Consider the following 24334-nt stretch of genomic DNA (forward strand, 5'->3'; position numbering starts at 1 on the left):
CAAGGTGCCGCTGGCGATATAGCGCGTGGAGAGTTGGACCCTGAAACAAGTTCAGGGTGACGAATTCTCGGGAAGCGTGAGGGCAGTTACTGCTTGTCGCGGGCCGAGGCGCGGGCCTCAAGCAGATCCCACAGGCCGCGATGCTGGGCAAAGAGCTGCTGGGCGCCGAACAGCATGGCGCGTTCGAGCGAGCCTTCGCGGACGAGCGTATCGACCACGGTCACGGTTTCCTCGGCCAGCGGCAGCTGCGAGGGCGGGGGCGCTATGCCCAGGCGCTCGGCGGCGGTATCCAGCGTCTCGCGGATCACCGCCCAGTCCATCGCCATCGCGATCGACGCGCCGGCGGCGCAGCCCGCACGATCCGACTGGGCGAGCATGTCCACGGCGTGGCGCTGCGCCGCGGTGGCGGCTTCGGTCTCGGCATGGCCCGGGGTGCTGGGCAGCGGGCCGGCGGCGGCGACGATGCGGACGAGATAGGCGCGCTCGATCACGAAGGCGTCGGCGGCGGCTTCCAGCCAGTCGCGCTCGATGCCGAGCCGGGCATGGCCCAGCGCGTGATCGATCACGCCGGGATGGCGGCCGTGGAGCAGGCAGATGTGATGCGCCGCGTCCGAAAGGTCGCGCAGCGGCTCCTCGTTGCGGGCGAGGCGCTGGAGATAGGGATGATTGGCGCTGCCATCGGAGGCGATGAGTGCCCCCATCGAGCCCCAGGCACCGCCCAATCGCGCAACTTGTACGGAATCAAACGGCATAAGCCCCCACATCCTCCAGCCGGCCCCGTGCCGACGGGCAGTGTTTTGCAACCCGGGGATATACCGAAGCACGTAAAGACAAGGTAAATCGCGAATTTACTGTGGATAAGGCGAATGTTCCGGCGCCGTTCCGGCTGAAATGCGAAAACGCCCCGGAAGCAAGTTCCGAGGCGTTTCGAAAGTATCCGTGAAGATACGGGTAGTTACTGGTCGAGGAACGACCGCATCTTGCGGCTGCGGCTCGGGTGCTTGAGCTTGCGCAGCGCCTTCGCCTCGATCTGACGGATGCGTTCGCGGGTAACCGAGAACTGCTGGCCGACTTCCTCGAGCGTGTGATCGGTGTTCATGCCGATGCCGAAGCGCATGCGCAGCACGCGCTCCTCACGCGGGGTGAGCGAGGCAAGGACGCGGGTGACCGTTTCCTTGAGGTTCGCCTGGATCGCGGCATCCACCGGGATCACGGCGTTCTTGTCCTCGATGAAGTCACCCAGGTGGCTGTCTTCCTCGTCGCCGATCGGCGTCTCGAGCGAGATCGGCTCCTTGGCGATCTTCATCACCTTGCGCACCTTCTCGAGCGGCATGCTCAGGCGCTCGGCCATTTCCTCCGGCGTGGGCTCGCGGCCCTGCTCGTGCAGGAACTGGCGGCTGGTGCGGACCAGCTTGTTGATCGTCTCGATCATGTGGACCGGGATACGGATCGTGCGCGCCTGATCGGCGATCGAGCGGGTGATCGCCTGGCGGATCCACCAGGTGGCGTAGGTGCTGAACTTGTAGCCGCGGCGATATTCGAACTTATCGACCGCCTTCATCAGGCCGATATTGCCCTCCTGGATGAGATCCAGGAACTGCAGGCCGCGGTTCGTGTACTTCTTGGCGATCGAGATCACGAGGCGGAGATTGGCCTCGACCATCTCCTTCTTCGCGATGCGTGCCTCGCGCTCGCCCTTCTGCACCATGTTCACGATGCGGCGGAACTCGGCGAGCGCCATGCCCGTCGACTGCGAGATCTCCGAGACCTCGACGCGGATGCGATCGACCGAACCGGCCTCATTGGCCGCGAACGCCGCCCACTTCTTGTCGATGCCTTGAACCGACTGCAGCCACTGCTCGTCCAGCTCGTGATCGACATAGCGATCGAGAAAGTCCTTGCGGCTGACCTTGTGGCGCTCGGCAAGGCGCAGCATCTGGCCGCCCAGCGCGGTGAGGCGCCGGTTGAAGCTGTAGAGCTGGTCGACGAGATATTCGATCTTCTGCTGGTGGAACTGGACCGACTCGACTTCGGCGGTCAGCTCCTCGCGCAGCTTCTGGTACTTCTTCTCCTCCGACGCGGCGAGCTCGCCGCCGGCTGCCATCGCGTCGAGACGCGAAAGCTGCATCTTGGAGAATTTCTTGTAGATCGAGGTGATGTTGGCGAACTTCTCAAGCGCCTGCGGCTTGAGCGTCTCTTCCATCTGCGCGAGGCTGAGGGTGTTGTCCTCTTCCTCGTCGTCCGACTGCCGCGGCGTGCGGCGCTCGGTCATCGAGTCCTCATCGTCCTCGTCCTGGACTTCCTCGACTTCCTCTTCTTCCTTGAAGGAAGCGCCGGCGGTCTTCTCGCTGATCTCGCCCGAATCATCATCCTCGGCGCCTTCGACCTGCTCGGCCGACGGACCCTTGGAGAGCATGGCGTCGAGATCGAGGATCTCGCGCAGCTGCATCGTGCCTTCGTTGAGCGCGTTCGACCAGCCGATGATCGCGTTGAACGTGATCGGCGACTCGCACAGGCCCAGGATCATCGTGTCGCGGCCGGCCTCGATGCGCTTCGCGATCGCGATTTCGCCTTCGCGGCTGAGCAGCTCGACGGCACCCATCTCGCGCAGGTACATGCGCACCGGATCGTCGGTCCGGTCTACGGTTTCCTTCTTCTTGGTCTCGAAGGCAGGGGCCGAATCGTCGCCGCTGTCGTTCGAATCAGCCTCGTCCTGGCTGTCGTCCTCGGGCTCGGCGTCCTCGCCGGCTTCCTCGTTCTCGACGACGTTGACGCCCATATCGTTGAGCGCCGCCATCACGTCCTCGATCTGCTCCGAGGACATCTGGTCCTGCGGAAGCATCTCGTTGAGCTGATCTACGGTGATGTAACCGCGCTTTTTGGCTCGCGCGACGAGCTTCTTGATCGACCCTTCGTTGAGATCGATCAGCGGCGCATCACCCGCTTCGCCGGTGTCGGTGACGTCCGCCATGTTCGCCTTGGCCATTCAAATCCTCGAAACTTGGATGGCGGCAATTATACGCCGCCCTAATCCTCGAAATCTTCTTCGTCCGCAAGCATCAGATTCGCGAGACGCGTTTCCAGCTCCTGCCGCTCCCGCAGCAACGCCGTCTGCCGCGCGAACGACTCATCGTCGAAACGCTCCAGCATCGCTGCCGTTGCCTCCGCCAGCGCCGCGTCCACCGCGGGCCGTGCCACCATCACTGCGATCGCCTCGTTCAGGTCTTCGCGCGCCTTTCTTTCCTCGGCCTGGGGCCGGGTGAAGGAAAAGGGCAGGGTATCGGCCCGGAGCAGCTCGCTCGCCATCTGATCGAAACCGGACTTCGCCAATATGGTGAGTACTTTGCCCTGATCAAGCTGCCGGTCTTCGAGCGCGACATCGACGACCGCCTCGAACAATTTGCCGAGCGCGCCCGATGCGCCGCGAAGACTGCCGAGGACTTCCATGTGGCGGGCGATTTCGGCCGGATGACGGATCAACCCGGCGAGAACCGCCTTGGAGAGGATCGGGTCAAGCCCGCCGGCCTGGACCGCGCGGGTCTGCTGGGTGAGCGGCGGTTCGGGCGGGAGCCAGTTGCCGCGCTTGTCCCGCTTGCCGCGGGCCGGGGCAGGGCCCGAACCGCCGCCGCGCCGGGGTCCGCTCTCGAAATTGCGCGGGCCGCGGCCGAAATGCCTGTCGGCGCGCTCGCGGAACTCGGCGAGATATTCGTGCTTCACATTGGGATCGCCGATCCCGCCGGCGAGTTCGCCCAGACGCCGCTTGAGCCCTGCGCGCTGCTCCGGCGTGTCGAGCGGCTCGGCGGCGAGTTCGCTTTCCCAGAGAAGATCGACCAGCGGCCGGGCCTTGCCGAGCAGCGCCTCGAACGCCTGCGGGCCCTGGGCGCGGACGAGGTCGTCCGGGTCGAGCCCGTCGGGCAGGGTGACGAAGGCGAGGCTGCGGCCCGGCTCGAGCATCGGCATGGCGCGGTGCGCGGCGCGCAGGGCAGCCTTCTGGCCCGCCGAGTCGCCGTCGAAGCAGAGCAGGGGCACGTCGGCGATTCGCCAGAGCCGTTCGAGCTGGTGCTCGGTCATCGCGGTGCCGAGCGGCGCCACCGCCTCGCCGAACCCGGCCTGGGCGAGCGCGATCACGTCCATATAGCCCTCGACCGCGATGATCCGCCCGGACTTGCGCGCGGCTGCCTGAGCGCGGTCGAGATTGTAGAGCGTGCGGCCCTTGTCGAAGAGCGGGGTCTCCGGCGAGTTGAGATATTTGGGCTCGCCCTCGCCGATGATGCGGCCGCCAAAGGCGATCGTGCGGCCGCGCACGTCGCGGATCGGGATCATCAGGCGGCCGCGGAAGCGGTCGTACGGATCCTTCTTCTCGACCTGGATCAGCATGCCGGCCTCGACCAGCATCGCATCGCCGTAGGTCTTCAGCGCTTCCTTGAGCTTGCCGCGCGAATCGGGGGAATAGCCGATGCCGAAGGTCCGGGCGGTCTCCTCGCTGATCCCGCGCTTCTTGAGCACCGCGCGCGCCTCGGCGCCCTCGATGCTGCCCAGCTTCTCGACGAAGAACCTGGCCGCGTCCTCCATCGCCTCGTGCAGGCCCTTGGCGCGCTCGGCCTTCTCGGCGCTGCGGCGGTCCTGCTCGGGCATCTCCATGCCGGCGGCCTGGACCAGTTCCTTCACCGCATCGATGAAGGGCAGGCCGCGCTGGTCGGTCATCCAGCGGATCGCGTCGCCATGCGCGCCGCAGCCGAAGCAGTGGTAGAAGCCCTTGTCGTCGTTGACGTAGAAGCTCGGCGTCTTCTCGTTGTGGAACGGGCAGCAGGCGCGGAACTCGCGTCCCGCCTTCTGGAGCTTGGTCGTCTTGGCGATCAGCCCGGACAGCAGGGTGCGGGCGCGGAGTTCGTCGAGAAAGGCGGGGGTAAGGGACACTCCATCCCAATGCGCCCCGCCGCCCCAACCCGCAAGCCGGGCGGGGTGTGGATAATGTGGGCTACCTCGCCCTCAGCTCAGCGCCGCCTTCACCAGCCCGCTCGCCTTGCTCATGTCGAGCGTCGTCGCGTGGCGCGCCTTGAGCTCGGCCATCACCCGGCCCATGTCCTTCATGCCGGCAGCACCCAGCCCGGCCTTGATCGCCTCGATCGCCGCCGTCGTCTCCGCATCGCTCATCTGGGCGGGCAGGAAGCGCTCGATCACCGCGACCTCGGCCTTCTCGTTGTCGGCCAGCTCCTGACGGCCGCCCTTCTCGAACATCTCGATCGATTCGCGGCGCTGCTTGACCATCTTCTGCAGCACCTCGATCACCAGCGCGTCGTCGTCCATCTGGACCGACTTGGTACGCTCCTCGATGTCCCGGTTCTTGATCGCGCTCTGGATCAGGCTGATGGCACCGCGGGTCTCCTTGTCGCCGGCCTTCATTGCGGTGATCTGGGCGGCCTTGATATCGTCTCGGATCATTTCATCTCTCGTGAATCGGAATTTGAACCCGCAATAGACCCGCGAACCGGTTGACGCGAGGGGGGTAGGGGTCTAGCGGGCGGCACTTAGCGACATTGCTGCACCTCAAATGGAGAGCCACCCCTCAATGGCCGACGCCACGCCTACGCCCATGCCTGCCGGAGCTACCGGTGTTCTGGTTTTGGAGTCGGGGGACGTGATCTGGGGCCGTGGCTTTGGCGCCGAAGGCCAGGCCGTCGGCGAAGTGTGCTTCCACACCGCGATGACCGGCTATCAGGAAATCATGACTGATCCGTCGTTCGCGGGCCAGATCATCAACTTCACCTTCCCGCACATCGGCAATGTCGGCGCGAACCCCGACGATATCGAGGCCGACGATCCCCATGCGCTGGGCATGATCGTCCGCGAGGACGTGACCGAGCCGAGCAACTTCCGTTCGACCGAGCATCTCGATGCCTGGATGAAGAAGCATGCCCGCATCGGCCTGTCGGGCATCGACACCCGCGCGCTGACTCGCCGCATCCGCCTTGCCGGCGCGCCCAACGGCGTGATCGCGCATTCGGCCGAGGGCAAGTTCGACATTCCGCTGCTGCTCGAGATGGCGCGCGCCTGGCCGGGCCTTGAGGGCATGGACCTGGCGATCACGGTGACCGCCGAGACCCATTATGGCTGGGAAGGCGGCGTCTGGCGCCTCGGCTTCGGCTATGATGAAGGCGGCCAGGAGGACACGCGTCCGCATGTCGTCGCGCTCGACTATGGCTCGAAGCGCAACATCTTCCGCAATCTGGTTCAGGCCGGCGCCAAGGTGACCGTGCTGCCGGCACAGGCGACCTATGAGCAGATCATGGCGTTCAACCCGGACGGCTTCTTCCTGTCGAACGGCCCGGGCGATCCCGCCGCGACCGGCGAATATGCCGTGCCGGTGATCCGCCAGCTGCTCGAGACGGGCAAGCCGCTGTTCGGCATCTGCCTCGGCCACCAGCTGCTCGGCCTTGCCGTCGGCGCCGAGACTACCAAGATGTTCCAGGGCCATCGCGGCGCCAACCATCCGGTCAAGCGGCTGGAAGACGGCGCGGTGGAGATCACCAGCATGAACCACGGCTTCGCGGTCGAGCGCGAGACGCTTCCCGAGAACGCCCGCGAGACGCATGTGTCGCTGTTCGACGGCTCCAACGCCGGCATCGAGCTGACCGATCGCCCTGCGTTCAGCGTGCAGTATCACCCCGAGGCGAGCCCGGGTCCGCAGGACAGCCTGTATCTGTTCGAGCGGTTCATCGGGATGATCCGGGCGGCGTGATGGTGGGGAAAGCCCTCACCTCGGCCGATCGGTTCTTCATGGAGGCAGTCGACAGCGTCCCCGACGCTGCCGGACAGCGCGTGGATCTCACCACGCTCGCCAGGGAAGAAGGCTTTGGCGAGGCCGAGGCGAGCGCCAGGGCATGGGAAGCGGCGGGCTATGGCCGGCATGAGCGCGAGACCGGCGCCGGGCGCCTGTTCTTCGCCTTTTCCGAGGCCGGCTATGCCAAGGCGCGCAACCAGGCCGACCGCATGCACCAGTCGGTCGTCCGGCGCTGGCACATGCCGACCATAGACGGCACCTCGGGCTGGCTGGCCGGCGGCGTGTTCGTGGTCGCGCTGCTCTACAGCCTGATGATGTTTTTCTGGGGATGAGCTTGGACAGGGCTCTCCACTTCCACCATCACGACGCTTCGGCGCCGTGGTGTCCGCAGGGCAGCATCGCTGCGCATCCGATCCGATCGTTCTTGAAGGCCTGACATGCCAAAACGCACCGACATCTCCTCCATCCTCGTCATCGGCGCAGGCCCGATCGTGATCGGCCAGGCTTGCGAGTTCGATTATTCGGGCACGCAGGCGATCAAGGCGCTCAAGGAAGAGGGCTATCGCATCGTCCTGGTCAATTCGAACCCGGCGACGATCATGACCGATCCCGAGCTGGCCGATGCCACCTATGTCGAGCCGATCACCCCGGCGATCGTCGCCAAGATCATCGAGAAGGAGCGCCCCGATGCGGTGCTCCCCACGATGGGCGGCCAGACCGCGCTCAACACCGCGCTCGCCCTCGCCAATGACGGCACGCTGGAGAAGTTCGGCTGCATCATGATCGGCGCCGATGCCGAGGCGATCGACAAGGCCGAGGACCGGCTGAAGTTCAAGGACGCGATGACCAAGATCGGGCTCGAAAGCGCCCGCAGCCATATCGCGCACACCGAGGCCGAGGCGCTGGCCGGGCTTGAGCATGTCGGCCTGCCGGCGATCATCCGCCCCAGCTTCACCATGGGCGGTTCGGGTGGCGGCATCGCGTACAATCGCGAGGAATTCATCAACATCGTGCGGACGGGCCTCGACCTGTCGCCGACGACCGAGGTGCTGATCGAGGAATCGCTGCTCGGTTGGAAGGAATATGAGATGGAGGTTGTCCGCGATCGCAAGGACAACGCCATCATCGTGTGCAGCATCGAGAATGTCGATGCGATGGGCACGCACACCGGTGACTCGATCACCGTCGCCCCGGCGCTGACGCTGACCGACAAGGAATACCAGATCATGCGCAATGCATCGATCGCGGTTCTCCGGGAAATCGGCGTGGAAACCGGCGGTTCGAACGTGCAGTTCGCAGTGAATCCGAAGGACGGCCGCCTGATCGTCATCGAGATGAACCCGCGCGTGTCGCGTTCCTCGGCGCTGGCTTCCAAGGCCACCGGCTTCCCGATCGCCAAGGTCGCGGCCAAGCTGGCGGTGGGCTACACGCTCGACGAGATCGACAACGACATCACCGGGGCCACCCCGGCGTCGTTCGAGCCGACGATCGATTATATCGTCACCAAGATTCCGCGCTTCGCCTTCGAGAAGTTCAAGGGCGCCGAGGCGACCCTCGGCACCGCGATGAAGTCGGTCGGCGAGGTCATGGCGATCGGCCGCAACATCCACGAATCGATGCAGAAGGCGCTGCGCGGCCTCGAGACCGGCCTCAGCGGCTTCAACAATGTCGACAAGCTGGCCGGTGCGCCGCGCGTCGAGATCGAGGCGGCGCTCGCCGTGCGCTCGCCTGACCGGCTGCTGATCGCCGCCCAGGCACTGCGCGAGGGCTTCACCGTGCGCGAAGTCTGCGCGATCGGTCAGTACGACCCGTGGTTCATGGAGCGCCTCGCCGAGATCATCGCTGCGGAAACGCAGGTGATGGAAGAGGGGCTGCCGCAGGACGCGGCCGGCATGCGCCGCCTCAAGGCGATGGGTTTCAGCGACAAGCGCCTGGCGTTCCTCGCGCTCAAGTCGGCGAACCTGCGCGCGGGTACCGATGCCATGGCGAAGTCGTCGGGCCTGATCGGCGAGGTCGTCAAGGCGATGACCGGCGGCGTGAACGAGAATGACGTGCGCGCGCACCGCCACAAGCTGGGCGTGCGCCCGGTGTTCAAGCGGATCGACACCTGCGCGGCCGAGTTCGAGGCGAAGACGCCGTACATGTACTCGACCTATGAAGCGCCGAGCTTCGGCGAGCCCGAGAACGAGGCAGCGCCGAGCGACCGCAAGAAGATCGTGATCCTGGGCGGCGGTCCCAACCGCATCGGGCAGGGCATCGAGTTCGACTATTGCTGCTGCCATGCCTGCTTCGCGCTGGCGGACGCGGGCTATGAGACGATCATGGTCAACTGCAACCCGGAGACGGTGAGCACCGACTACGACACCTCGGACCGCCTCTATTTCGAGCCGCTGACCGCCGAGGACGTGCTGGAGATCCTGCATGTCGAGAAGTCGAAGGGCGAACTGGTCGGCGTGATCGTCCAGTTCGGCGGCCAGACCCCGCTCAACCTCGCCAAGGCGCTGGAAGATGCCGGCATCCCGATCCTCGGCACCTCGCCCGACGCGATCGACCTGGCCGAGGACCGCGAGCGCTTCGCCGACCTGGTCGAGAAGCTCGGCCTCAAGCAGCCGGCCAATGGCCTGGCCCGCACCCGTGACGAGGCGGTGAAGATCGCCGAGCGGATCGGCTATCCGGTGCTGATGCGCCCGAGCTACGTGCTCGGCGGCCGCGCGATGGAGATCGTCGACTCCACCCAGCAGCTCGATGACTATATCCAGACCGCCGTGCAGGTCTCGGGCGATAGCCCGGTTCTGATCGACCAGTATCTGCGTGACGCGGTCGAGGTGGACGTGGATGCGATCGCCGACGGCACCGATGTGGTCGTCGCCGGCGTGCTCCAGCATATCGAGGAAGCCGGCGTCCATTCGGGCGACAGCGCCTGCTCGATCCCGCCCTACAGCCTGCCGGCCGAGATCATCGCCGAGATCGAGCGCCAGACCGATGCGCTGGCGCGCGCGCTCAAGGTCAAGGGCCTGATGAACATCCAGTTCGCGGTGAAGGACGGCGAGGTCTACCTGATCGAGGTGAACCCGCGTGCCTCGCGCACCGTGCCGTTCGTCGCCAAGGCGATCGGCGCGCCGGTGGCGAAGATCGCGAGCCGCGTGATGGCGGGCGAGAAGCTGGCCGATCTGCCGAAGATCGATCGCGACATCGACTATATCGCGGTCAAGGAAGCCGTCTTCCCGTTCAACAAGTTCCCCGGCGTCGATCCGGTGCTGAGCCCCGAGATGAAGTCGACCGGCGAAGTGATGGGCATCGACCTCGATTTCGCGACCAGCTTCGCCAAGGCGCAGCTGGGGGCGGGGACCGTGCTGCCGAGCTCGGGCCGCCTGTTCGTCAGCGTGAAGGATAGCGACAAGCCGGTGATCCTGCCGGGCGTGCAGCTGCTCGCCGGGATGGGCTTCACCATCGTCGCCACCGGCGGCACCGCGGATTATCTCGAAGCCGAGGGCATCGCGGTGGAGCGGGTCAACAAGGTCGCGCAGGGCCGCCCGCACATCGTCGATCGTATCCTCGACGGCGATATCGCGCTGATCTTCAACACCACCGAAGGCTGGCAGTCGCTCAAGGACTCGTCGGACATCCGCCGCTCGGCGCTCAACCTCAAGATCCCGTACTTCACCACGGCGCAGGCAAGTGTCGCGGCGGCGCGGGCGATCGAGGCGCTGTCGAAGCACAGCCTGGACGTGCGGCCGCTGCAGGACTTCTACGCCTCGCGCGGCTGATCGATAATGCTGCTCCCCGGCAGGGGCTGGGGAGCATTATTATCGCAGCTTCCACAGCGACGTAACTTTCCTAGCCTTGCAGTGCGGCAACGGCAGGCTTATTATTCGCGTTCGCACAATTGATCTCCCCCCATCAGTATCCATGTGCGGGCGTCTCCGAAGGGGGCGCTTGTGGGACGGGGCGTTTTGAAGGACTTGGTGGATGGCGACGGTCGATAAGATGCCGATGCTTCAGGAAGGCTATGAGAAGCTGACCGCGGAGCTGAAGCGCCTCAAAATCGAGCGCCCGCTGATCGTGGATGCGATCGAGGAGGCGCGCGCACATGGCGATCTCTCGGAAAACGCCGAATATCATGCCGCCAAGGAGCAGCAGGGCCAGAACGAGGCCACGATTGCCGATATCGAAGGCAAGCTGAGCCGCGCCCAGATCATCGATCCGAAGGAGCTTTCGGGCGACAAGGTCGTGTTCGGCGCGACGGTGACCTTGCTCGACGAGGACGACAAGCCGCTCAAGTACCAGATCGTCGGCGAGACCGAGGCGGATGTGAACAAGGGCCGCATCTCGTACAACTCGCCGATCGGCCGCGCGCTGATCGGGCGCAAGGTGGACGAGGAAGTCGAGGTCTCGGTGCCCGCCGGCGACCGCTATTATCTGGTGTCCAAGATCGAATTCATCTGAGCGTGAAGTTTCGTGACTTCCCCGCGACGATCCTGATTTCGGCGATCACGGCGCTGGTTGGCGCCGTGATCCTGATCACCGGCAATCTGCAGGAAGCCGCGGTGCTCGGCGGGTTCATCCCGGCGCGGGCCGGGGCGGAGCTGTTCACCCCGGGCACGCCGGCGGTGCCCGCGATCCTCACGCCGCTGACGACGCTGTTCATCCATGTCAGCGCGCTGCAGATCTTCTTCAACGTGCTGATCCTGGTGATCACCGGGCAGAAGACCGAGCAGGTGATCGGCTGGCCGCAGTTCCTGCTGCTCTACGTCATCGGCGCCTTCGCGTCGGCCGGGGTCTATTATCTGCTGACGCCGGATGCGCTGTGGCCGCTGCTCGGCATGAACGGCGCGGTGTCGGCGGTGCTGGGTGCCTATGCGCTGCTCTACGGACAGCCGCGCACCCGGGCGGTCGGTCCATTCTCCGCAAGGACGGTCCACGTGGCCTGGCTCGCCGCGGCCTGGGCGGTAATCTCGATTTTGACCGGTTTACTCCAGCCCACGCCCCAGGGCGTCCCGCTCTTCGAATCCCTGTCCTGGAGCGCCGCGGCCCCCATAGGCGGATTCCTAGCAGGCCTGGCAGCCGCGCGGCCGCTGTTCATGTGGCATTGGCGTAAAGCCTGAACCGCTATCCCCACCCCATGGCGGGGACAGCGGTCCGGAAAGAGCTCAGGCCTCCAGATCGGGCTCGAGCAGGCGGTGGAGATGGACTACCACATAACGCATCTCGGCATCGTCCACCGTGCGCTGCGCCGCGCTGCGCCAGGCATTTTCGGCACTGGCATAATCGGGATAGATGCCGACCACGTCCAGCTTCGAGGGATCGACGAAATCAAGCGTCATCGGGTCGGTCACGCGACCGCCGAAGACGAGGTGCAGTTTGCTCATTGGGCCTCCGAAAAACACTTTATGGTTTTATAGAGGCCCTTAGGAAGCAGGCGCGCCGGCCTCAAGCCTTTTGCGCTGCATCCCTGGCTGCATCCAGCACATTCCCGAACAGCGCACCGACGCGATTTTTTGCCTCGTCGCGGCCGGGGAGGAGGGATTCGATCTCTGCCCGTCCGGCTTCCTTGACCGCGGCAACCGTGCCCGTAACCCTGCCTGCGAGCTGCTTTCCGGTGGCATCCAGCAGCTCGCGCTCCTTCTGCGAGCGCGGCACCAGCATGCCGATCACCACGCCGAGCGCGATGCCGCCGGCGACCAGCGCATAGGGATTGGACGCGAGGCTCTCGCCGGCGCCCTGCTTCTCGTTCGCGGGATTGGTGCTCATCACGAGGATCCTTCTTTCTTGCCTTTACGCTTCAAACCCGTGGCCGGGTCGCGAGTTTCATGCCTTTTCGCCAGGATGTCGCCGATCCAGCCGCGCGCCATCACCAGCCCAATCGTCGCCACGACGCCCGCAGCGGCCAGAGGACGGCTGCGCACCGCCTCGGCACCCTTGCGCGCCACGCTGGCGACGCCCTGCGCCGCGCTCTCCACCGCATCCTGCGCCAGGTTCGACGGGCTCAGCCGTGACTGGACCTGGCCGAGCGTGCCGAACAAAGCCGCCCGGGCCTCCGCGATCCGAGCCCGCGCCGCCTCGACATCATGCGGGTTCTCGCTCACGGCTTTTCCTTGAAGATACGCTTCACATGCGTCCAGGCGAGCCAGCCCATCAGGCCCGAGATCGCCAGGAACAGGCTCACCACGATCAGCGTCGCGAAGCCGGGCCCGACCAGCGGCGCCAGCGTGAGGACCAGCCCCATCACCAGCGCCACCGCAGCGGCGAGCGCGAGCGCCATCGCCACCGCGCCCATCCACAGCATCGAGCGCGCATCGCGCAGCTTGGAACGCAGCAGGGTGCGATAATAGCCGATCTCGGCATCGGCATAGGCGCGACCATTATCGACGAGCTGCTGGAGCAACTCGCCGATGCTGGGCTCGGCCGCCGGCGCACCGGCAGGCGGCAGTTCAGGCTTTGGTTCGTCCACCCCCCGTCAGGCCCCTCAGGCCTTGTCGGACGGGGTTTCGGGCGCGTCGCCGGCGTCGGACGCCGCATCGATGCCCGACTTGATGATCCGCGCGAGCACGAAGCCCAGGCCCGCCGCGACGCCGACCGCCACCGCGGGGCTCTTGCGGACGAACGCCGTCACGTCGTCGATCAGGTCATCGACTTCCTTGCCGCGCAGATTGTCGGCGAAGCCGGCGATGCCGTCCGCCGCCGAGCGCGCGTACTTGCCGTATTGCTCGCCGAGTCGTGCATCGACGTCGGCCGCGGCCGACTGCATCATCTTGGCGACCTCATCGAGCGCGCCGGTAGCCTTTTCCTTGCCTTCGCCGGCAAAGGCACGTGCGCGCTCCGCCGCCTGGGTGCCGAGTTCATTCGCCTTTTCGCGGATCGTATCGCTGGCGTTGCGCTTTGCCTCGGCGGTGGTTTCCGCCGCGCCTTCGATCACTTCGCCCGTCGTTTCGTCAGCCATGCCAAAAACCCTCCATGCCTTTTGCGAAACAACAACGGCCACGTTTGCGAGTTCCATCCGGAGCCGTTAGAGGCCGCGTCGCGCCCTCATTACCCCATATCTAGGGAGACCGTTTCGTGACCGCAATCATCGACGTCCATGCTCGCCAAATCCTCGACAGCCGGGGCAACCCCACCGTCGAAGTCGACGTGATGCTGGAGGACGGCAGCTTCGGCCGCGCCGCAGTTCCCTCGGGCGCCTCGACCGGCGCGCACGAAGCCGTGGAACTGCGCGACGGCGACAAGTCGCGCTGGCTCGGCAAGGGTGTCGACAAGGCAGTCGAGAACGTCAACGGCGAGATCTTCGAGGAAGTCGTCGGCATGGAAGCCGAGGACCAGGCCGATCTCGACACCGCGATGATCGAGCTCGACGGCACCGAGAACAAGGGCCGGCTGGGCGCCAACGCCATCCTCGGCGTGAGCCTCGCTGCCGCCAAGGCCGCTGCCGATGCGCGCGGCCTGCCGCTCTATCGCTATGTCGGCGGCGTCAACGCCCACGTGCTGCCGGTGCCGATGATGAACATCATCAACGGCGGCGAGCATGCCGACAACCCGATCGACTTCCAGGAATTCATGATCGTGCCGGTGGGCGCGGAGAACATCGTCGAGGCCGTGCGCTGCGGCTCGGAGATCTTCCACACGCTCAAGAAGAAGCTGCACGAGAAGGGGCTGGCCACCGGCGTGGGCGACGAGGGCGGCTTCGCGCCGAACATCGCCAGCACCACCGAGGCGCTGGACTTCATCATGAGCTCGATCGAAGCCGCCGGCTACAAGCCGGGCGACGACGTGATGCTCGCGCTCGACTGCGCCGCCACCGAATATTTCAAGGACGGCGCCTACAAGATGGTGGGCGAGGGCAAGACCTTCTCGTCGCTCGAGAATGCCGACTTCCTCGCCGGGCTGGCCGCCAAGTACCCGATCTTCTCGATCGAGGACGGCATGGCCGAGGACGACTGGGAAGGCTGGAAGGCGCTGACCGAGAAGCTGGGCGGCAAGGTCCAGCTGGTCGGTGACGACCTGTTCGTGACCAACCCGAAGCGCCTCGCGCGCGGCATCGAGGGCGGCTACGCCAATTCGCTGCTGGTGAAGGTCAACCAGATCGGCACGCTGACCGAGACGCTGGAAGCGGTGAGCCTGGCGCAGCGCTCGTCCTACACCGCGGTGATGTCGCACCGCTCGGGCGAGACCGAGGACGCGACGATCGCCGACCTGGCGGTCGCCACCAACTGCGGCCAGATCAAGACGGGCTCGCTGGCCCGCTCGGACCGGCTTGCCAAGTACAACCAGCTGATCCGGATCGAGGAAGAACTGGGCGATGCCGCGGTTTATGCCGGGCGGAGCGTGCTGAAGAAGTAAGCCTTGGTTCTGCCCCCTCCTGCCTTCGGGCGGGAGGGATGGGCTGCATCTTAAACGCCCCTATTCGTTCTTTAAAGGTTGGCGCGAACGAATGTACCGGAGACGACCCTCCTACGATAACACTCCTTGACTCTTCTCTCTGCTTCGAATTTGTTTCGAGCGAAGAAGGGTGGGGAGGCAGTTACGAGTGCTCAGAACTCTGGAAGCTGTCCAATATGTTAAAGACGTCGGAAGTGGCCGAACCCAGCCTATAGTCGTCGCTGCGGAAGCGGATGATGGTAACGTAATCGAGGTTGTTCTGAAGTTTTCCTCGTCGTGCGATATGGGGACGAATTCGCTTTCTGTTGAAATAATTGCGGCATGTCTGGCAGCCGCTCTAGACCTGCCCATCCCAGAACCGTTTGTGGTATCGATACCCGCAGATTGGCGAGAGTGTCTTCCTCCGGCGGTTAGAGGTCGTTTCTCGGAATTCGATAATCTAGCGTTCGGATCGCGCCTCGTCTGGCCGCAGTGGCCTGCTTGGACGGCGGCTAATCGCTTGTCTCCCCGCATGGTGCAAACTGCTGCCGAAATCCTCGCGTTCGACGGTTTCATTGAAAACGTTGATAGGCGCGACGGAAACCCTAACTGCCTCGTCAGCGGCGATAATCTCAGGATATTCGATCACGAGCTAGCGTTTCCACGGGGGTTGATCGGTTTGAAGCCGTGGGCTCTCGGGGTATGGGCTCGTTTACCGAGCCCGGGAAACATATCTTTCGGCGAGAGTTGCTCTCGCAGCACATCAACCATCATGCGATACGAGCCAGGTGGTCAGACTTGCGTGACGCGGACATTGACGCCTATGGCGCCGCGGTGCCGAATGGTTGGCGTGATGAGGTTTTCATCGCCGATATCTTAAACAAGATTCGACAGGTTCGTGATAATATCGATGGTTGTATGACTGAGTTGGATCGGATCCTGACATGAGCCGCCGGCCTTACAGCTACAGCGTCCTGCGCTACGTCCATGATATCGTGACGGGCGAGTTCGTTAACGTCGGAATCGTGTTTTTCGCGCCGGGGCAGGGAGTTGATGCTCCAATCGTGCGTTCGGAATTCAAGGAACGCATTAAGCGTATACGTCCGCTCTTTTACGATCTTGATCGTGCCGCTTTCGCGAGCGCTATCTCAGCTGTACGCCGCGCGTCCAAGGTGGTGGCAAAGCAGGTTGAAGCGGATCTGCTTTTCTCCAGCGGCGACGCAAGGGCAATCGCATTGCGGATGCTTCCGCATGATGGAAGCTCGTTGCAGTGGTCGGAGATTGGAACCGGCATCGCGAAAGACATTGATAAAGAGTTCAATCGAATCGCCGACCGAATGCTTTCGATATATGATCGACGTACTGAAAATCGTAAAACTGACGAGGACGTATGGCGTCCCGTCCGACAGGCGCTGGTGGATCGCAAAGTCCCTATTGAGTTTGAATCGAAGGTAATTCGAGGCAGCGTGGATACGATTGAGTTCACGCATTCGTGGAAGAACGGGCGCATTCATGCATATGAGCCCCTGTCTTTCGACCTAGTCGATGCTGAGAATATCAAGAATAAGGCACGACGGTGGATGGGGCATCTGTCCTCAGTGAACATAGGTGCCAGCGATGAGTTTAAGGCGTATTTTATCGCCGGTCGGCCATCCGATGAGCGGTTGATGACAGCCTATCATGCCGCTTTGGAAATCCTGCGCGCGGCGCCAAGTGCACCTGAGGTTTACGAAGAAGGCGACGTTGAGAAGCTCGTGAATTCAATCGAGGACGAGTTTAAAGCCCACCAAGATGCCGTAAAGCCGGGGCGCGCTTCTTTGTGAGTGCATAGAGAGGCTGGCTCGATCTCCTCCGCACCAATACGGGCCTTGCGCCCGGGGCGTGGTTAAGCGAAAAACACCAAATGCGATCGCGTGCTGCTTCTCCGTTCCAGACCCTTTTGCGCCGGGCCGGGCTGCCGGCGGTGACGCTGATCGCCATCGGCTTTTTCGGCTATAACGCCGTGCTCGGGCCCACCGGCGTGATGCAGACCAAGCTGACCAAGGCCGAGTTCGAGCAGAAGCAGGCCGATTATGCCGCGCTCGACAAGCAGCGCGCGGCGCTGAAGAACCGCGTCGAGCTGCTCGACCAGAAGCGCGGGGTCGATCCCGACCTGGCCGATGAGCTGGCGCGCAAGCAGCTCAATGTCGTGCGGCCGGACGAGGTGGTGATCCCGCTGCAGAAGCATGGGGCGGGGACTACCGGGCGGTAGTCTTTTCTATTCCCCTCCCTGCAAAGGGAGGGGCCAGGGGTGGGTTAGAACAAGGCCGGGCTCGATGCCCGGCCTTTTCTTTTTCCGATGCCGTCTCGCCGGGCGCCCCCGGGAAGTCCGGGGGCGCAACCCACCCCCGCCCCCTCCCTTGCAGGGAGGGGAGTATGGAGGAGCGGGAGCCTCACAAACGGCATTGCAGCTGGCCCCCGGCCTTCGCCGGGGAACTGGTTGGGACGAGCGGGTAGGGGCGGGCGAACCGCGCGCGGCGGCATCTTCTCTCCTACGCCGCAGCGCCTCCAAATCATGCTGCATTGCAACTTTCGCAACTCGCATCTTTGGTTGCATAGAGTGCAATTGCCGTCGCGTCAGGGGCACGGCACCGGCTATTCGCGCGTTGTTGCGCGGCGGGCAAAAACGCGCTTATAGGCACCCGCCTTTCCCCCTCCCCGGACGAGGATTTCCTGTGGCCAAAGCACCGGCACGCAAAACGACTGAACCCGCAAAGACCAACCGCGAGCGGCCCGAAGAGCCCAAGCGGTTCGAGGCTTCGAAGGAGCAGCTGCTCGAATTCTACAAGCAGATGCTGCTGATCCGCCGCTTCGAGGAGAAGGCCGGCCAGCTCTATGGCCTCGGCTTCATCGGCGGCTTCTGCCACCTCTATATCGGCCAGGAAGCCGTTGCGGTCGGCCTGCAGTCCGCGCTCGACGGCGAGAAGGACTCGGTGATCACCGGCTATCGCGACCATGGCCACATGCTCGCTTATGGCATCGATCCCAAGGTCATCATGGCCGAGCTGACCGGTCGCGCGGCGGGCATCAGCCGCGGCAAGGGCGGCTCGATGCACATGTTCTCGACCGAGAAGAAGTTCTACGGCGGCCACGGCATCGTCGGCGCGCAGGTGTCGCTCGGCACCGGCCTAGCGTTCGCGCACAAGTATAACGAGGATGGCGGCGTCGCCATGGCCTATTTCGGCGACGGCGCATCGAACCAGGGCCAGGTCTACGAATCGTTCAACATGGCCGAGCTGTGGAAGCTTCCGATCATCTATGTGATCGAGAACAACCAGTACGCCATGGGCACCTCGGTCAACCGCTCTTCGTCGGAAGACCAGCTCTATCGTCGCGGCGAGAGCTTCCGCATCCCCGGTATCCAGGTGGACGGCATGGACGTGCTCGCCTGCCGAGGCGCCGCCGAGGAAGCGCTGGCCTGGGTCCGCGCGGGCAAGGGCCCGATCATCCTCGAGATGAAGACGTACCGGTATCGCGGGCACTCGATGTCCGACCCTGCGAAATATCGTTCGCGTGAAGAGGTCCAGTCGGTCCGCGACAAGTCGGATCCGATCGAGCAGGTCAAGCGCGAGCTCGAGGACATGAAGGTCACCGAGGCCGAGCTGAAGGCGATCGAGGCGGAGATTCGCAAGGTGGTCAACGAGTCTGCCGACTTCGCCGAGCAGACGCCCGAGCCCGATGCTTCCGAACTGTATACCGACGTGCTGGTGGAGTCCTACTGAGATGGCGATCGAACTGAAGATGCCGGCGCTGTCGCCCACCATGGAGGAGGGCACGCTCGCCAAGTGGCTCGTCAAGGAAGGCGACACGGTGAAGTCGGGTGACATCCTGGCCGAGATCGAGACCGACAAGGCCACGATGGAGTTCGAGGCGGTCGACGAGGGCACGATCGCGAAGATCCTGGTCGCCGAGGGCACCGATAACGTGAAGGTCGGCACCGTGATCGCGACGATTGCGGGCGAGGGTGAGGATGCCTCCGCGGCTCCGGCACCTGCTGCTGCGCCGGCCCCGACGCCTGCGCCTGCCGCGGCGGAGCCGGCTGCCGGCGAGGATGGCGGGCCGAAAAAGGCCGACAGCGGCACCAAGCAGCTCGCCAGCGAGAAGGCCGCCACGGTCCAGGACCCGGCGATCCCCGAGGGCACCGAGATGGTCAAGGTGACCGTCCGCGAAGCGCTGCGCGACGCGATGGCCGAGGAGATGCGCAAGGATCCGCGCGTCTTCGTGATGGGCGAGGAAGTCGCCGAATATCAGGGCGCCTACAAGGTGACCCAGGGCCTGCTCGAGGAGTTCGGCCCGAAGCGCGTCATCGACACGCCGATCACCGAATACGGCTTTGCCGGCCTGGGTGCGGGTGCGGCGATGGGCGGGCTCAAGCCGGTCATCGAGTTCATGACCTTCAACTTCGCGATGCAGGCGATCGACCACATCGTGAACTCGGCGGCGAAGACCAACTACATGTCCGGCGGCCAGATGCGCTGCCCGATCGTGTTCCGCGGTCCGAATGGTGCCGCTTCGCGCGTGGGCGCGCAGCACTCGCAGAACTATGGCCCGTGGTACGCCAGCGTCCCCGGCCTGATCGTGATCGCCCCCTATGACGCGCAGGACGCCAAGGGCCTGCTCAAGGCGGCGATCCGCTCGGAAGACCCGGTCGTGTTCCTCGAGAACGAGCTGATGTACGGCCGTCACTTCGAGATCCCGCAGCTCGACGATTATGTCCTGCCGATCGGCAAGGCGCGTATCGTCCGGGCGGGCAAGGACGTGACGATCGTCAGCTACTCGATCGGCGTGGGCGTTGCCCTGGAAGCCGCCGACAAGCTGGCAGGCGAGGGCATCGACGCCGAAGTGGTCGACCTGCGCACGCTGCGTCCGCTGGACACGGCTACCGTTCTGGAGAGCCTGAAGAAGACCAACCGCCTGGTGGTGGTCGAGGAAGGCTGGCCGGTCTGCTCGATCGCGTCGGAAATCGCCGCGGTCGTGATGGAGCAAGGCTTCGACGACCTCGACGCGCCGGTGCTGCGCGTGACCAACGAGGACGTGCCGCTGCCTTACGCGGCGAACCTCGAGAAGCTGGCGCTGATCACCGCCGACAAGGTGGTCGCGGCAGTGAAGAAGGTTACCTACAAGGGCTGATCGGCTTCATAGCGAACACGGAAAAGGCCGGGGGAGACCCCGGCCTTTTCTTTTGCCAGCCCGGTCGAGGGAGAACGACCGGCAGGCGCGAAGCTTTGACGTCTAGGTTTCGAGATAGGCCTGGCCGGCGGAGCACATTGACGGGCTGACGCCGCTCACCTTGTAGATACCGCGCGGATGCGTCGCGGCGTTGCCCAGGCTGCTGTCGTCGGTGGTGTCGCGGCGATCGCGCACCATCATCGAGGCGATCTCGTTCAACTCGCTGGTCGGCGAGAGCGAGGTCTTGATCAGCGGCGTGTACTGGAAGCGCACTTCGACGAACATGGTCACGCCATTGTCGGGTGCCGCGACCTGGCGGGTCGAAGGCCCAACGCCGGCCAGGTTCTTGTCGCCCTGGGCGCCATAGGTCGAACCCAGCGAGGTCTTGTCGCCCTGGCAGCGCTGCCAGCGGATGCGCGACTTGCCGGAGTTGCTGGGATCGGGCTCGATGCTCGAAATGGTCACGCGGCCATTGGCGAGCAGCTTGAGCTCGCCCGACTGCAGGTCCGCGCCGGTGAGCAGGTCGTTGATGTCCGCCTCGCTGATCGTCTTGGCCTGGAGCTGCGTGCCCGAGCCGATACGCGCGGCATTGTCCGCGAGGTGAAGCGCGATCTGGCTCACCCGCATCTTGGTGATGATATAGTTGGTCAGCTCGGCGCCAGTGAGGCTGAGCGTCAGCACGATCGGCAGCGAGAAGGCGAATTCGAGCAGCGCGACGCCGCTCTTGTCATCCCGGAAGCGCCGCAGCAGGCGAGGAAGGGCCGATACGCGGCTCATGGGCAGTTCCTCACGGTGGGAGCGCCCTGGTCGCCATAGGGCTGGTTGCGCAGCACGGTGGAGGCCGTAACCGTGGTCTGGTTCGAGCCGCCGATGATCCGGTAGATCGGGAAGAAGCGCGGATAGCTGACCGACACGGTGTAGACCACCGCATCCTTGGCGCCGCCCGCGCCGCTGTTGCCGCCGCTCGAATCCCATTTGTTGTTGCCGTTATTGTCTTCGTACAGCTCGCCCGGCGTGCCGCCCGAGGGACCGTCGCAGGTGCCGTTGCCGTTGGTGTCGGTGAAAGGCTCGAACTTCGCGGCCGCGGCGTTGCTGAAGGTTCGATACCATTTGCGGGTGATCGCCACCGTGCCGTTATTGGCGAGCGCCTTGGCCTGGCCGGTCACCTTGGCATCGAGCGTGGCCTGGGTATTGACGTCGAGGCCGCTTTCCAGCGTTGAATCGCGCGCGACCTTCTGGACCACGCCCTGCAGCGCCGCGCGCATGTAGAGCGTGTGAGCCACGTCGAAGGCGCCGAGCAGCAGGATGCCCATGACCGGGGCGATCATCGCGAACTCGACGATCGTCGCGCCGCGCTCGTCCTGAGCAAGACGGGGAAGGGGGCGCCGGATCATTTGGTGAGCCTCAACTGCGAGATCTGGTCCGCGATCGAGCGGAACTTGTCCTGCAGGTCCTTGGAGCTGGTTGCCTTGAAATAGCGGCCGGTGGTCGCGCAGTTGGTGAGGCGCGTCTCGGTGGACGCGGCAAGGTTGCCGAAGGCGATCACCCACAGCGTGATCTTGCTGTTCTTCACTGCCTCGCACAGCGCGGTGTAGCGCGCGTTGACCTGCGTGGTGAGCGTGCCGGTGTCGGTGCAGCCATCGGTCGGCGCCGAGGAGGCATCCGTCGTGCGGCGGTCGAACCACGACACGCCATAGGCGGTATAGTTGTCGGTGCCGGTGCAGGTGTCACCGTCGGTCATGAAGATCAGGTGGCGCTCAATCTCGCCGCCCTGCGGGGTGTAGGCGTTCTCCGACTTGAAGATGCCGGTCGGCGAGAGCAGGCGCGCGCCCCAGAGCAGGCCGATGTCGTGATAGGTGTTGCCTTCGGGCGTGAGGCTGTCGACATAATCGTCGAAATCGCTGGCGGTCCAGGGCTGGAGCTTCTTCGCCACCGTCGGGCAGGCGTAGTAGGACGTGTTGTTATAGATCGCGTCGGTGTTGTTCACCGCCGCCAGGTCATAGCTGCCGCCGTTGCGCGCGCCGGTCTTGCGCGTGAAGATCATGCCGGGAAGCGCGGGGCCCCAGCGCGTGGCATCGGAATCGGGCACCGAATCGATATCGAGATCCTTGGCGCCGCTCGGGATCGGCTGATAGGTGGACTGGCGCACGGTGGTGCGCTCCTCGATGCACCCGTCCCAAGTAAGCGTGGTCTGCGCGCCGCCCGCGCCGATCGGCAGGGTGAAGCTGGCATTCCAGTTCGTACCGTTCTTCAGGCCCGAGATCGTCTGGCTGAGCGCGCCATAGTTCCACTTGGCGGCGGTGCCCGACCAGTTGCGATAGCGATAGGTGCAATTGCCCCAGCGATCACGGCTGTCGATCGTGTACTGACGCGATTCGGTGTCTTCCGGGATGTTGCCGCACGAGGTGGATTGCTGGCTGGTCCAGTTGCCCCAGTTGCCCGATGGCGTGTTGGCGAGCTTGCGCGTCTGGTAGGTCCAGCTGTCCGGCATCCACTCGGTCTTGAGCAGACGGCCGACATTGACGTTGGTGGCATAGGGCACGAAGCCGAAGCGGATCTGCACCTGGTTGCCGGTGCCGCCGCTCGGCGCGCCGCCTTCGCAGGTCGCGTCGGTGTCGAGCCGCGCGACGATCTCGTAGAAGCATTTCACCGCGGTCTTCAGGCCGGTGATCTTCTTGGTGCCCTTGCCGTCGTCCTGATCCATCGAGCCCGTGGTATCGAGCACGAACATCACATCGGTGTTGGGCAGGCGCATTTCGGCGTCGCAGGTGACGCTGAGCGTCTCGGAGGTCTTGCCGAAGATGCGCATCAGCGTCATCGGCAGCACGGCCGACGCGGTGCCGCTCACCTTGCCGGCATTCTCGCTGAACGCCTTGGTGACGGTGCCGGCGCCATACGCGTCCTTGTTGTAGTTCGCGTCGAAATAGTTCTTCGCGGTTACCTCGGGGAAATTGGCGGTGCCGTTGACCGTCTGCGCCCAGGTGCCGCCGCCCATCGTCTTGCGGCCCGCGAGCGCGCCCGCATCGCATGCATGTTGCAGACGCGTCTTGACGATGTACATGCGGCTGATGTCGATGCCGCCGCCCACCATGCCCGCAAGCGGGATCAGCGCGATTGCCATGATGGCAAGCGTGTTCGCACGCGTATCACGTGCCAGCGCGCCCAGAAAAGCGCGTATCGAACCACCCGCAATCGGCCGGCCGTCACTCATTTTTGCGCCCCTCATCCCCCGACAACGAGACTGCTTGGCTCAGTTGTCGCTAAATACGTATAAATCCGGAAGGTTAATGCGGGCCTTAAGACCGTTGGGACTCGCGGCATGAACGGGATCGTGGAGCAGCCGGAACGAGATCTGGCACTGAGCTATGCACCGATTGCCGGCCGCCCGGGCCTGGTGGCCTTGCTCGCGCTGGACGACGCACTGGCACAGCTGCTGCGGACTACTCGCGAGCCGGCGGTCGGCCAGATGCGGCTGGCCTGGTGGCGCGAGGCGCTGGAGAAGCTCGATCGCGCGCCGGCGCCCGCAGAGCCGGTGCTGCGCGCGATCGAGGCGGAGGTGCTGCCGCGCGGCGTTACCGGCGCGTCGCTGGTGCCAATCGTCCATGGCTGGGAAGTGCTGATCGAGGAGGAAGTGCTCGACGCCGATGCGATCCGGCGCTTCGGCGAGGGGCGGGGGCATCTGTTCCTTGCCGCGGGCGCGCTGCTGGGCGCCAAGGGCGACCCGTTGGCAGTCGCGGGGCAGGGCTGGGCGATCGCCGATCTCGGCCGGAACCTGGATGCGGAGGACGAGAGGGCGACTGCCCGCGATCTCGCGGTTCCGCTGCTTGCCAAGGCCAGCGGCGCGCGCTGGAGCCGGGCGGGACGCGCGCTGGGCGCGCTGGCGCATCTGGCGCGGATGGACCTGGCCGAGGCACCCCAGGCGGCAGGCGCGCCGGGGCGCGTCGGCCGTCTGCTCTGGCACCGGCTGACTGGACGCTGACCCCGGTGCCGCGT

The 24334-nt window shown here is 64.8% G+C and carries 24 protein-coding genes and 1 pseudogene; 13 read left to right on the forward strand and 12 right to left on the reverse strand.

What is annotated here, in order from left to right:
- Positions 1-86: 86 nt before the first annotated feature.
- From O3305_RS04250 to O3305_RS04265, 4 genes are all read right to left on the reverse strand, one after another.
- Positions 87-701 (reverse strand): DUF6975 family protein, encoded by a 615-nt coding sequence (locus tag O3305_RS04250; RefSeq protein WP_269575275.1) that lies wholly within the window; start codon positions 699-701, stop codon positions 87-89.
- A 254-nt stretch (positions 702-955) separates the two neighbouring features.
- On the reverse strand, positions 956-2986 hold the full coding sequence (gene rpoD, locus O3305_RS04255; RefSeq protein WP_269575276.1) for an RNA polymerase sigma factor RpoD: 2031 nt from the start codon (positions 2984-2986) through the stop codon (positions 956-958).
- A 41-nt stretch (positions 2987-3027) separates the two neighbouring features.
- On the reverse strand, positions 3028-4917 hold the full coding sequence (dnaG, locus tag O3305_RS04260) for a DNA primase (RefSeq protein WP_269575277.1): 1890 nt from the start codon (positions 4915-4917) through the stop codon (positions 3028-3030).
- A gap of 72 nt (positions 4918-4989) precedes the next feature.
- Positions 4990-5442: a GatB/YqeY domain-containing protein gene (locus tag O3305_RS04265; RefSeq protein WP_269575278.1), complete on the reverse strand. Its 453-nt coding sequence runs from the start codon at positions 5440-5442 to the stop codon at positions 4990-4992.
- Between the two features lie 127 nt (positions 5443-5569).
- On the opposite strand from O3305_RS04265, the gene carA reads away from it, so the two are divergent.
- The 5 genes from carA to O3305_RS04290 all read left to right on the forward strand — a co-directional run bounded on the left by carA (position 5570) and on the right by O3305_RS04290 (position 11886).
- Entirely contained in the window at positions 5570-6739 is a 1170-nt protein-coding gene (gene carA / locus O3305_RS04270; RefSeq protein ID WP_269575279.1) for a glutamine-hydrolyzing carbamoyl-phosphate synthase small subunit, read from the forward strand.
- Positions 6739-7113, forward strand: a complete 375-nt coding sequence (locus O3305_RS04275) for a hypothetical protein (protein WP_269575280.1) — start codon at positions 6739-6741, stop codon at positions 7111-7113. Before carA ends, O3305_RS04275 begins: the two co-directional genes overlap by 1 nt.
- 105 nt (positions 7114-7218) lie before the next feature.
- Entirely contained in the window at positions 7219-10548 is a 3330-nt protein-coding gene (gene carB, locus O3305_RS04280) for a carbamoyl-phosphate synthase large subunit (protein ID WP_269575281.1), read from the forward strand.
- Positions 10549-10750: 202 nt separating this feature from the next.
- Positions 10751-11227: a transcription elongation factor GreA gene (greA, locus tag O3305_RS04285; RefSeq protein ID WP_184166329.1), complete on the forward strand. Its 477-nt coding sequence runs from the start codon at positions 10751-10753 to the stop codon at positions 11225-11227.
- A gap of 2 nt (positions 11228-11229) precedes the next feature.
- Entirely contained in the window at positions 11230-11886 is a 657-nt protein-coding gene (locus tag O3305_RS04290; RefSeq protein WP_269575282.1) for a rhomboid family intramembrane serine protease, read from the forward strand.
- Between the two features lie 45 nt (positions 11887-11931).
- On the opposite strand, the gene O3305_RS04295 is transcribed toward O3305_RS04290, so the two are convergent.
- The 5 genes from O3305_RS04295 to O3305_RS04315 form a co-directional block, all read right to left on the reverse strand.
- Positions 11932-12150, reverse strand: coding sequence for a DUF4170 domain-containing protein (locus O3305_RS04295; protein ID WP_269575283.1), 219 nt, complete (start codon positions 12148-12150; stop codon positions 11932-11934).
- A gap of 61 nt (positions 12151-12211) precedes the next feature.
- The gene (locus O3305_RS04300) at positions 12212-12532 is read right to left on the reverse strand and encodes a hypothetical protein (protein ID WP_184166322.1); all 321 of its coding nucleotides are present in this window, start codon (positions 12530-12532) and stop codon (positions 12212-12214) included.
- Positions 12532-12867 (reverse strand): DUF3618 domain-containing protein, encoded by a 336-nt coding sequence (locus tag O3305_RS04305; RefSeq protein WP_184166320.1) that lies wholly within the window; start codon positions 12865-12867, stop codon positions 12532-12534. Before O3305_RS04305 ends, O3305_RS04300 begins: the two co-directional genes overlap by 1 nt.
- Complete coding sequence (locus tag O3305_RS04310; protein WP_269575284.1) at positions 12864-13232, reverse strand: phage holin family protein; 369 nt, start codon at positions 13230-13232, stop codon at positions 12864-12866. The genes O3305_RS04305 and O3305_RS04310 overlap by 4 nt, the downstream gene beginning before the upstream one ends.
- A 15-nt stretch (positions 13233-13247) precedes the next feature.
- The gene (locus tag O3305_RS04315; RefSeq protein WP_269575285.1) at positions 13248-13721 is read right to left on the reverse strand and encodes a hypothetical protein; all 474 of its coding nucleotides are present in this window, start codon (positions 13719-13721) and stop codon (positions 13248-13250) included.
- Positions 13722-13837: 116 nt separating this feature from the next.
- Between O3305_RS04315 and eno the strand changes: the two genes are divergently transcribed.
- The 7 genes and pseudogenes from eno to O3305_RS04345 all read left to right on the forward strand — a co-directional run bounded on the left by eno (position 13838) and on the right by O3305_RS04345 (position 20302).
- Positions 13838-15115 (forward strand): phosphopyruvate hydratase, encoded by a 1278-nt coding sequence (eno, locus tag O3305_RS04320; RefSeq protein ID WP_184166311.1) that lies wholly within the window; start codon positions 13838-13840, stop codon positions 15113-15115.
- A gap of 187 nt (positions 15116-15302) precedes the next feature.
- Positions 15303-15737, forward strand: a pseudogene (locus O3305_RS23120) (HipA family kinase); the annotation flags it as partial.
- A 194-nt stretch (positions 15738-15931) separates the two neighbouring features.
- The gene (locus O3305_RS04325) at positions 15932-16081 is read left to right on the forward strand and encodes a hypothetical protein (RefSeq protein ID WP_269575286.1); all 150 of its coding nucleotides are present in this window, start codon (positions 15932-15934) and stop codon (positions 16079-16081) included.
- Positions 16078-16956, forward strand: coding sequence for a DUF3037 domain-containing protein (locus O3305_RS04330; protein WP_269575287.1), 879 nt, complete (start codon positions 16078-16080; stop codon positions 16954-16956). The genes O3305_RS04325 and O3305_RS04330 overlap by 4 nt, the downstream gene beginning before the upstream one ends.
- A gap of 80 nt (positions 16957-17036) precedes the next feature.
- The gene (locus tag O3305_RS04335) at positions 17037-17384 is read left to right on the forward strand and encodes an FtsB family cell division protein (RefSeq protein ID WP_269575288.1); all 348 of its coding nucleotides are present in this window, start codon (positions 17037-17039) and stop codon (positions 17382-17384) included.
- Between the two features lie 463 nt (positions 17385-17847).
- Positions 17848-18894 carry a pyruvate dehydrogenase (acetyl-transferring) E1 component subunit alpha gene (gene pdhA / locus O3305_RS04340; protein ID WP_269575289.1) on the forward strand — a complete coding sequence of 349 codons (1047 nt, stop codon included), beginning with the start codon at positions 17848-17850 and terminating at the stop codon, positions 18892-18894.
- Between the two features lies 1 nt (position 18895).
- A complete protein-coding gene (locus O3305_RS04345; RefSeq protein ID WP_269575290.1) occupies positions 18896-20302 on the forward strand; it encodes a pyruvate dehydrogenase complex E1 component subunit beta in 1407 nt (468 codons plus the stop codon).
- 102 nt (positions 20303-20404) lie between these two features.
- Here the strand turns inward: O3305_RS04345 and O3305_RS04350 are convergent, their stop codons facing one another.
- From O3305_RS04350 to O3305_RS04360, 3 genes are read right to left on the reverse strand one after another with little or no spacing between them, the layout of a single operon-like run.
- Positions 20405-21118: a TadE/TadG family type IV pilus assembly protein gene (locus tag O3305_RS04350; protein ID WP_269575291.1), complete on the reverse strand. Its 714-nt coding sequence runs from the start codon at positions 21116-21118 to the stop codon at positions 20405-20407.
- Positions 21115-21735 carry a TadE/TadG family type IV pilus assembly protein gene (locus tag O3305_RS04355; protein WP_269575292.1) on the reverse strand — a complete coding sequence of 207 codons (621 nt, stop codon included), beginning with the start codon at positions 21733-21735 and terminating at the stop codon, positions 21115-21117. The genes O3305_RS04350 and O3305_RS04355 overlap by 4 nt, the downstream gene beginning before the upstream one ends.
- Positions 21732-23462, reverse strand: coding sequence for a pilus assembly protein TadG-related protein (locus tag O3305_RS04360; protein ID WP_269575293.1), 1731 nt, complete (start codon positions 23460-23462; stop codon positions 21732-21734). The genes O3305_RS04355 and O3305_RS04360 overlap by 4 nt, the downstream gene beginning before the upstream one ends.
- 198 nt (positions 23463-23660) lie before the next feature.
- Between O3305_RS04360 and O3305_RS04365 the strand changes: the two genes are divergently transcribed.
- Positions 23661-24320: a squalene/phytoene synthase family protein gene (locus O3305_RS04365; protein ID WP_269575294.1), complete on the forward strand. Its 660-nt coding sequence runs from the start codon at positions 23661-23663 to the stop codon at positions 24318-24320.
- Positions 24321-24334: the final 14 nt, after the last annotated feature.

Origin of the sequence: Sphingomonas sp. NIBR02145 (assembly GCF_027359115.1) — a bacterium.
Taxonomy (GTDB): Bacteria; Pseudomonadota; Alphaproteobacteria; order Sphingomonadales; family Sphingomonadaceae; genus Sphingomonas; species Sphingomonas kyeonggiensis_A.

Coding starts and splice junctions, on each gene's coding strand:
- O3305_RS04250 (WP_269575275.1), bottom strand. CDS start 701: ATGGGGGCACTCATCGCCTCCGATGGCAGCGCCAATCATCCCTATCTC.
- rpoD (WP_269575276.1), bottom strand. CDS start 2,986: ATGGCCAAGGCGAACATGGCGGACGTCACCGACACCGGCGAAGCGGGT.
- O3305_RS04265 (WP_269575278.1), bottom strand. CDS start 5,442: ATGATCCGAGACGATATCAAGGCCGCCCAGATCACCGCAATGAAGGCC.
- carA (WP_269575279.1), top strand. CDS start 5,570: ATGGCCGACGCCACGCCTACGCCCATGCCTGCCGGAGCTACCGGTGTT.
- O3305_RS04275 (WP_269575280.1), top strand. CDS start 6,739: ATGGTGGGGAAAGCCCTCACCTCGGCCGATCGGTTCTTCATGGAGGCA.
- carB (WP_269575281.1), top strand. CDS start 7,219: ATGCCAAAACGCACCGACATCTCCTCCATCCTCGTCATCGGCGCAGGC.
- greA (WP_184166329.1), top strand. CDS start 10,751: ATGGCGACGGTCGATAAGATGCCGATGCTTCAGGAAGGCTATGAGAAG.
- O3305_RS04295 (WP_269575283.1), bottom strand. CDS start 12,150: ATGAGCAAACTGCACCTCGTCTTCGGCGGTCGCGTGACCGACCCGATG.
- O3305_RS04300 (WP_184166322.1), bottom strand. CDS start 12,532: ATGAGCACCAATCCCGCGAACGAGAAGCAGGGCGCCGGCGAGAGCCTC.
- O3305_RS04315 (WP_269575285.1), bottom strand. CDS start 13,721: ATGGCTGACGAAACGACGGGCGAAGTGATCGAAGGCGCGGCGGAAACC.
- O3305_RS04330 (WP_269575287.1), top strand. CDS start 16,078: ATGAGCCGCCGGCCTTACAGCTACAGCGTCCTGCGCTACGTCCATGAT.
- O3305_RS04335 (WP_269575288.1), top strand. CDS start 17,037: ATGCGATCGCGTGCTGCTTCTCCGTTCCAGACCCTTTTGCGCCGGGCC.
- O3305_RS04345 (WP_269575290.1), top strand. CDS start 18,896: ATGGCGATCGAACTGAAGATGCCGGCGCTGTCGCCCACCATGGAGGAG.
- O3305_RS04350 (WP_269575291.1), bottom strand. CDS start 21,118: ATGAGCCGCGTATCGGCCCTTCCTCGCCTGCTGCGGCGCTTCCGGGAT.
- O3305_RS04355 (WP_269575292.1), bottom strand. CDS start 21,735: ATGATCCGGCGCCCCCTTCCCCGTCTTGCTCAGGACGAGCGCGGCGCG.
- O3305_RS04360 (WP_269575293.1), bottom strand. CDS start 23,462: ATGGCAATCGCGCTGATCCCGCTTGCGGGCATGGTGGGCGGCGGCATC.
- O3305_RS04365 (WP_269575294.1), top strand. CDS start 23,661: ATGAACGGGATCGTGGAGCAGCCGGAACGAGATCTGGCACTGAGCTAT.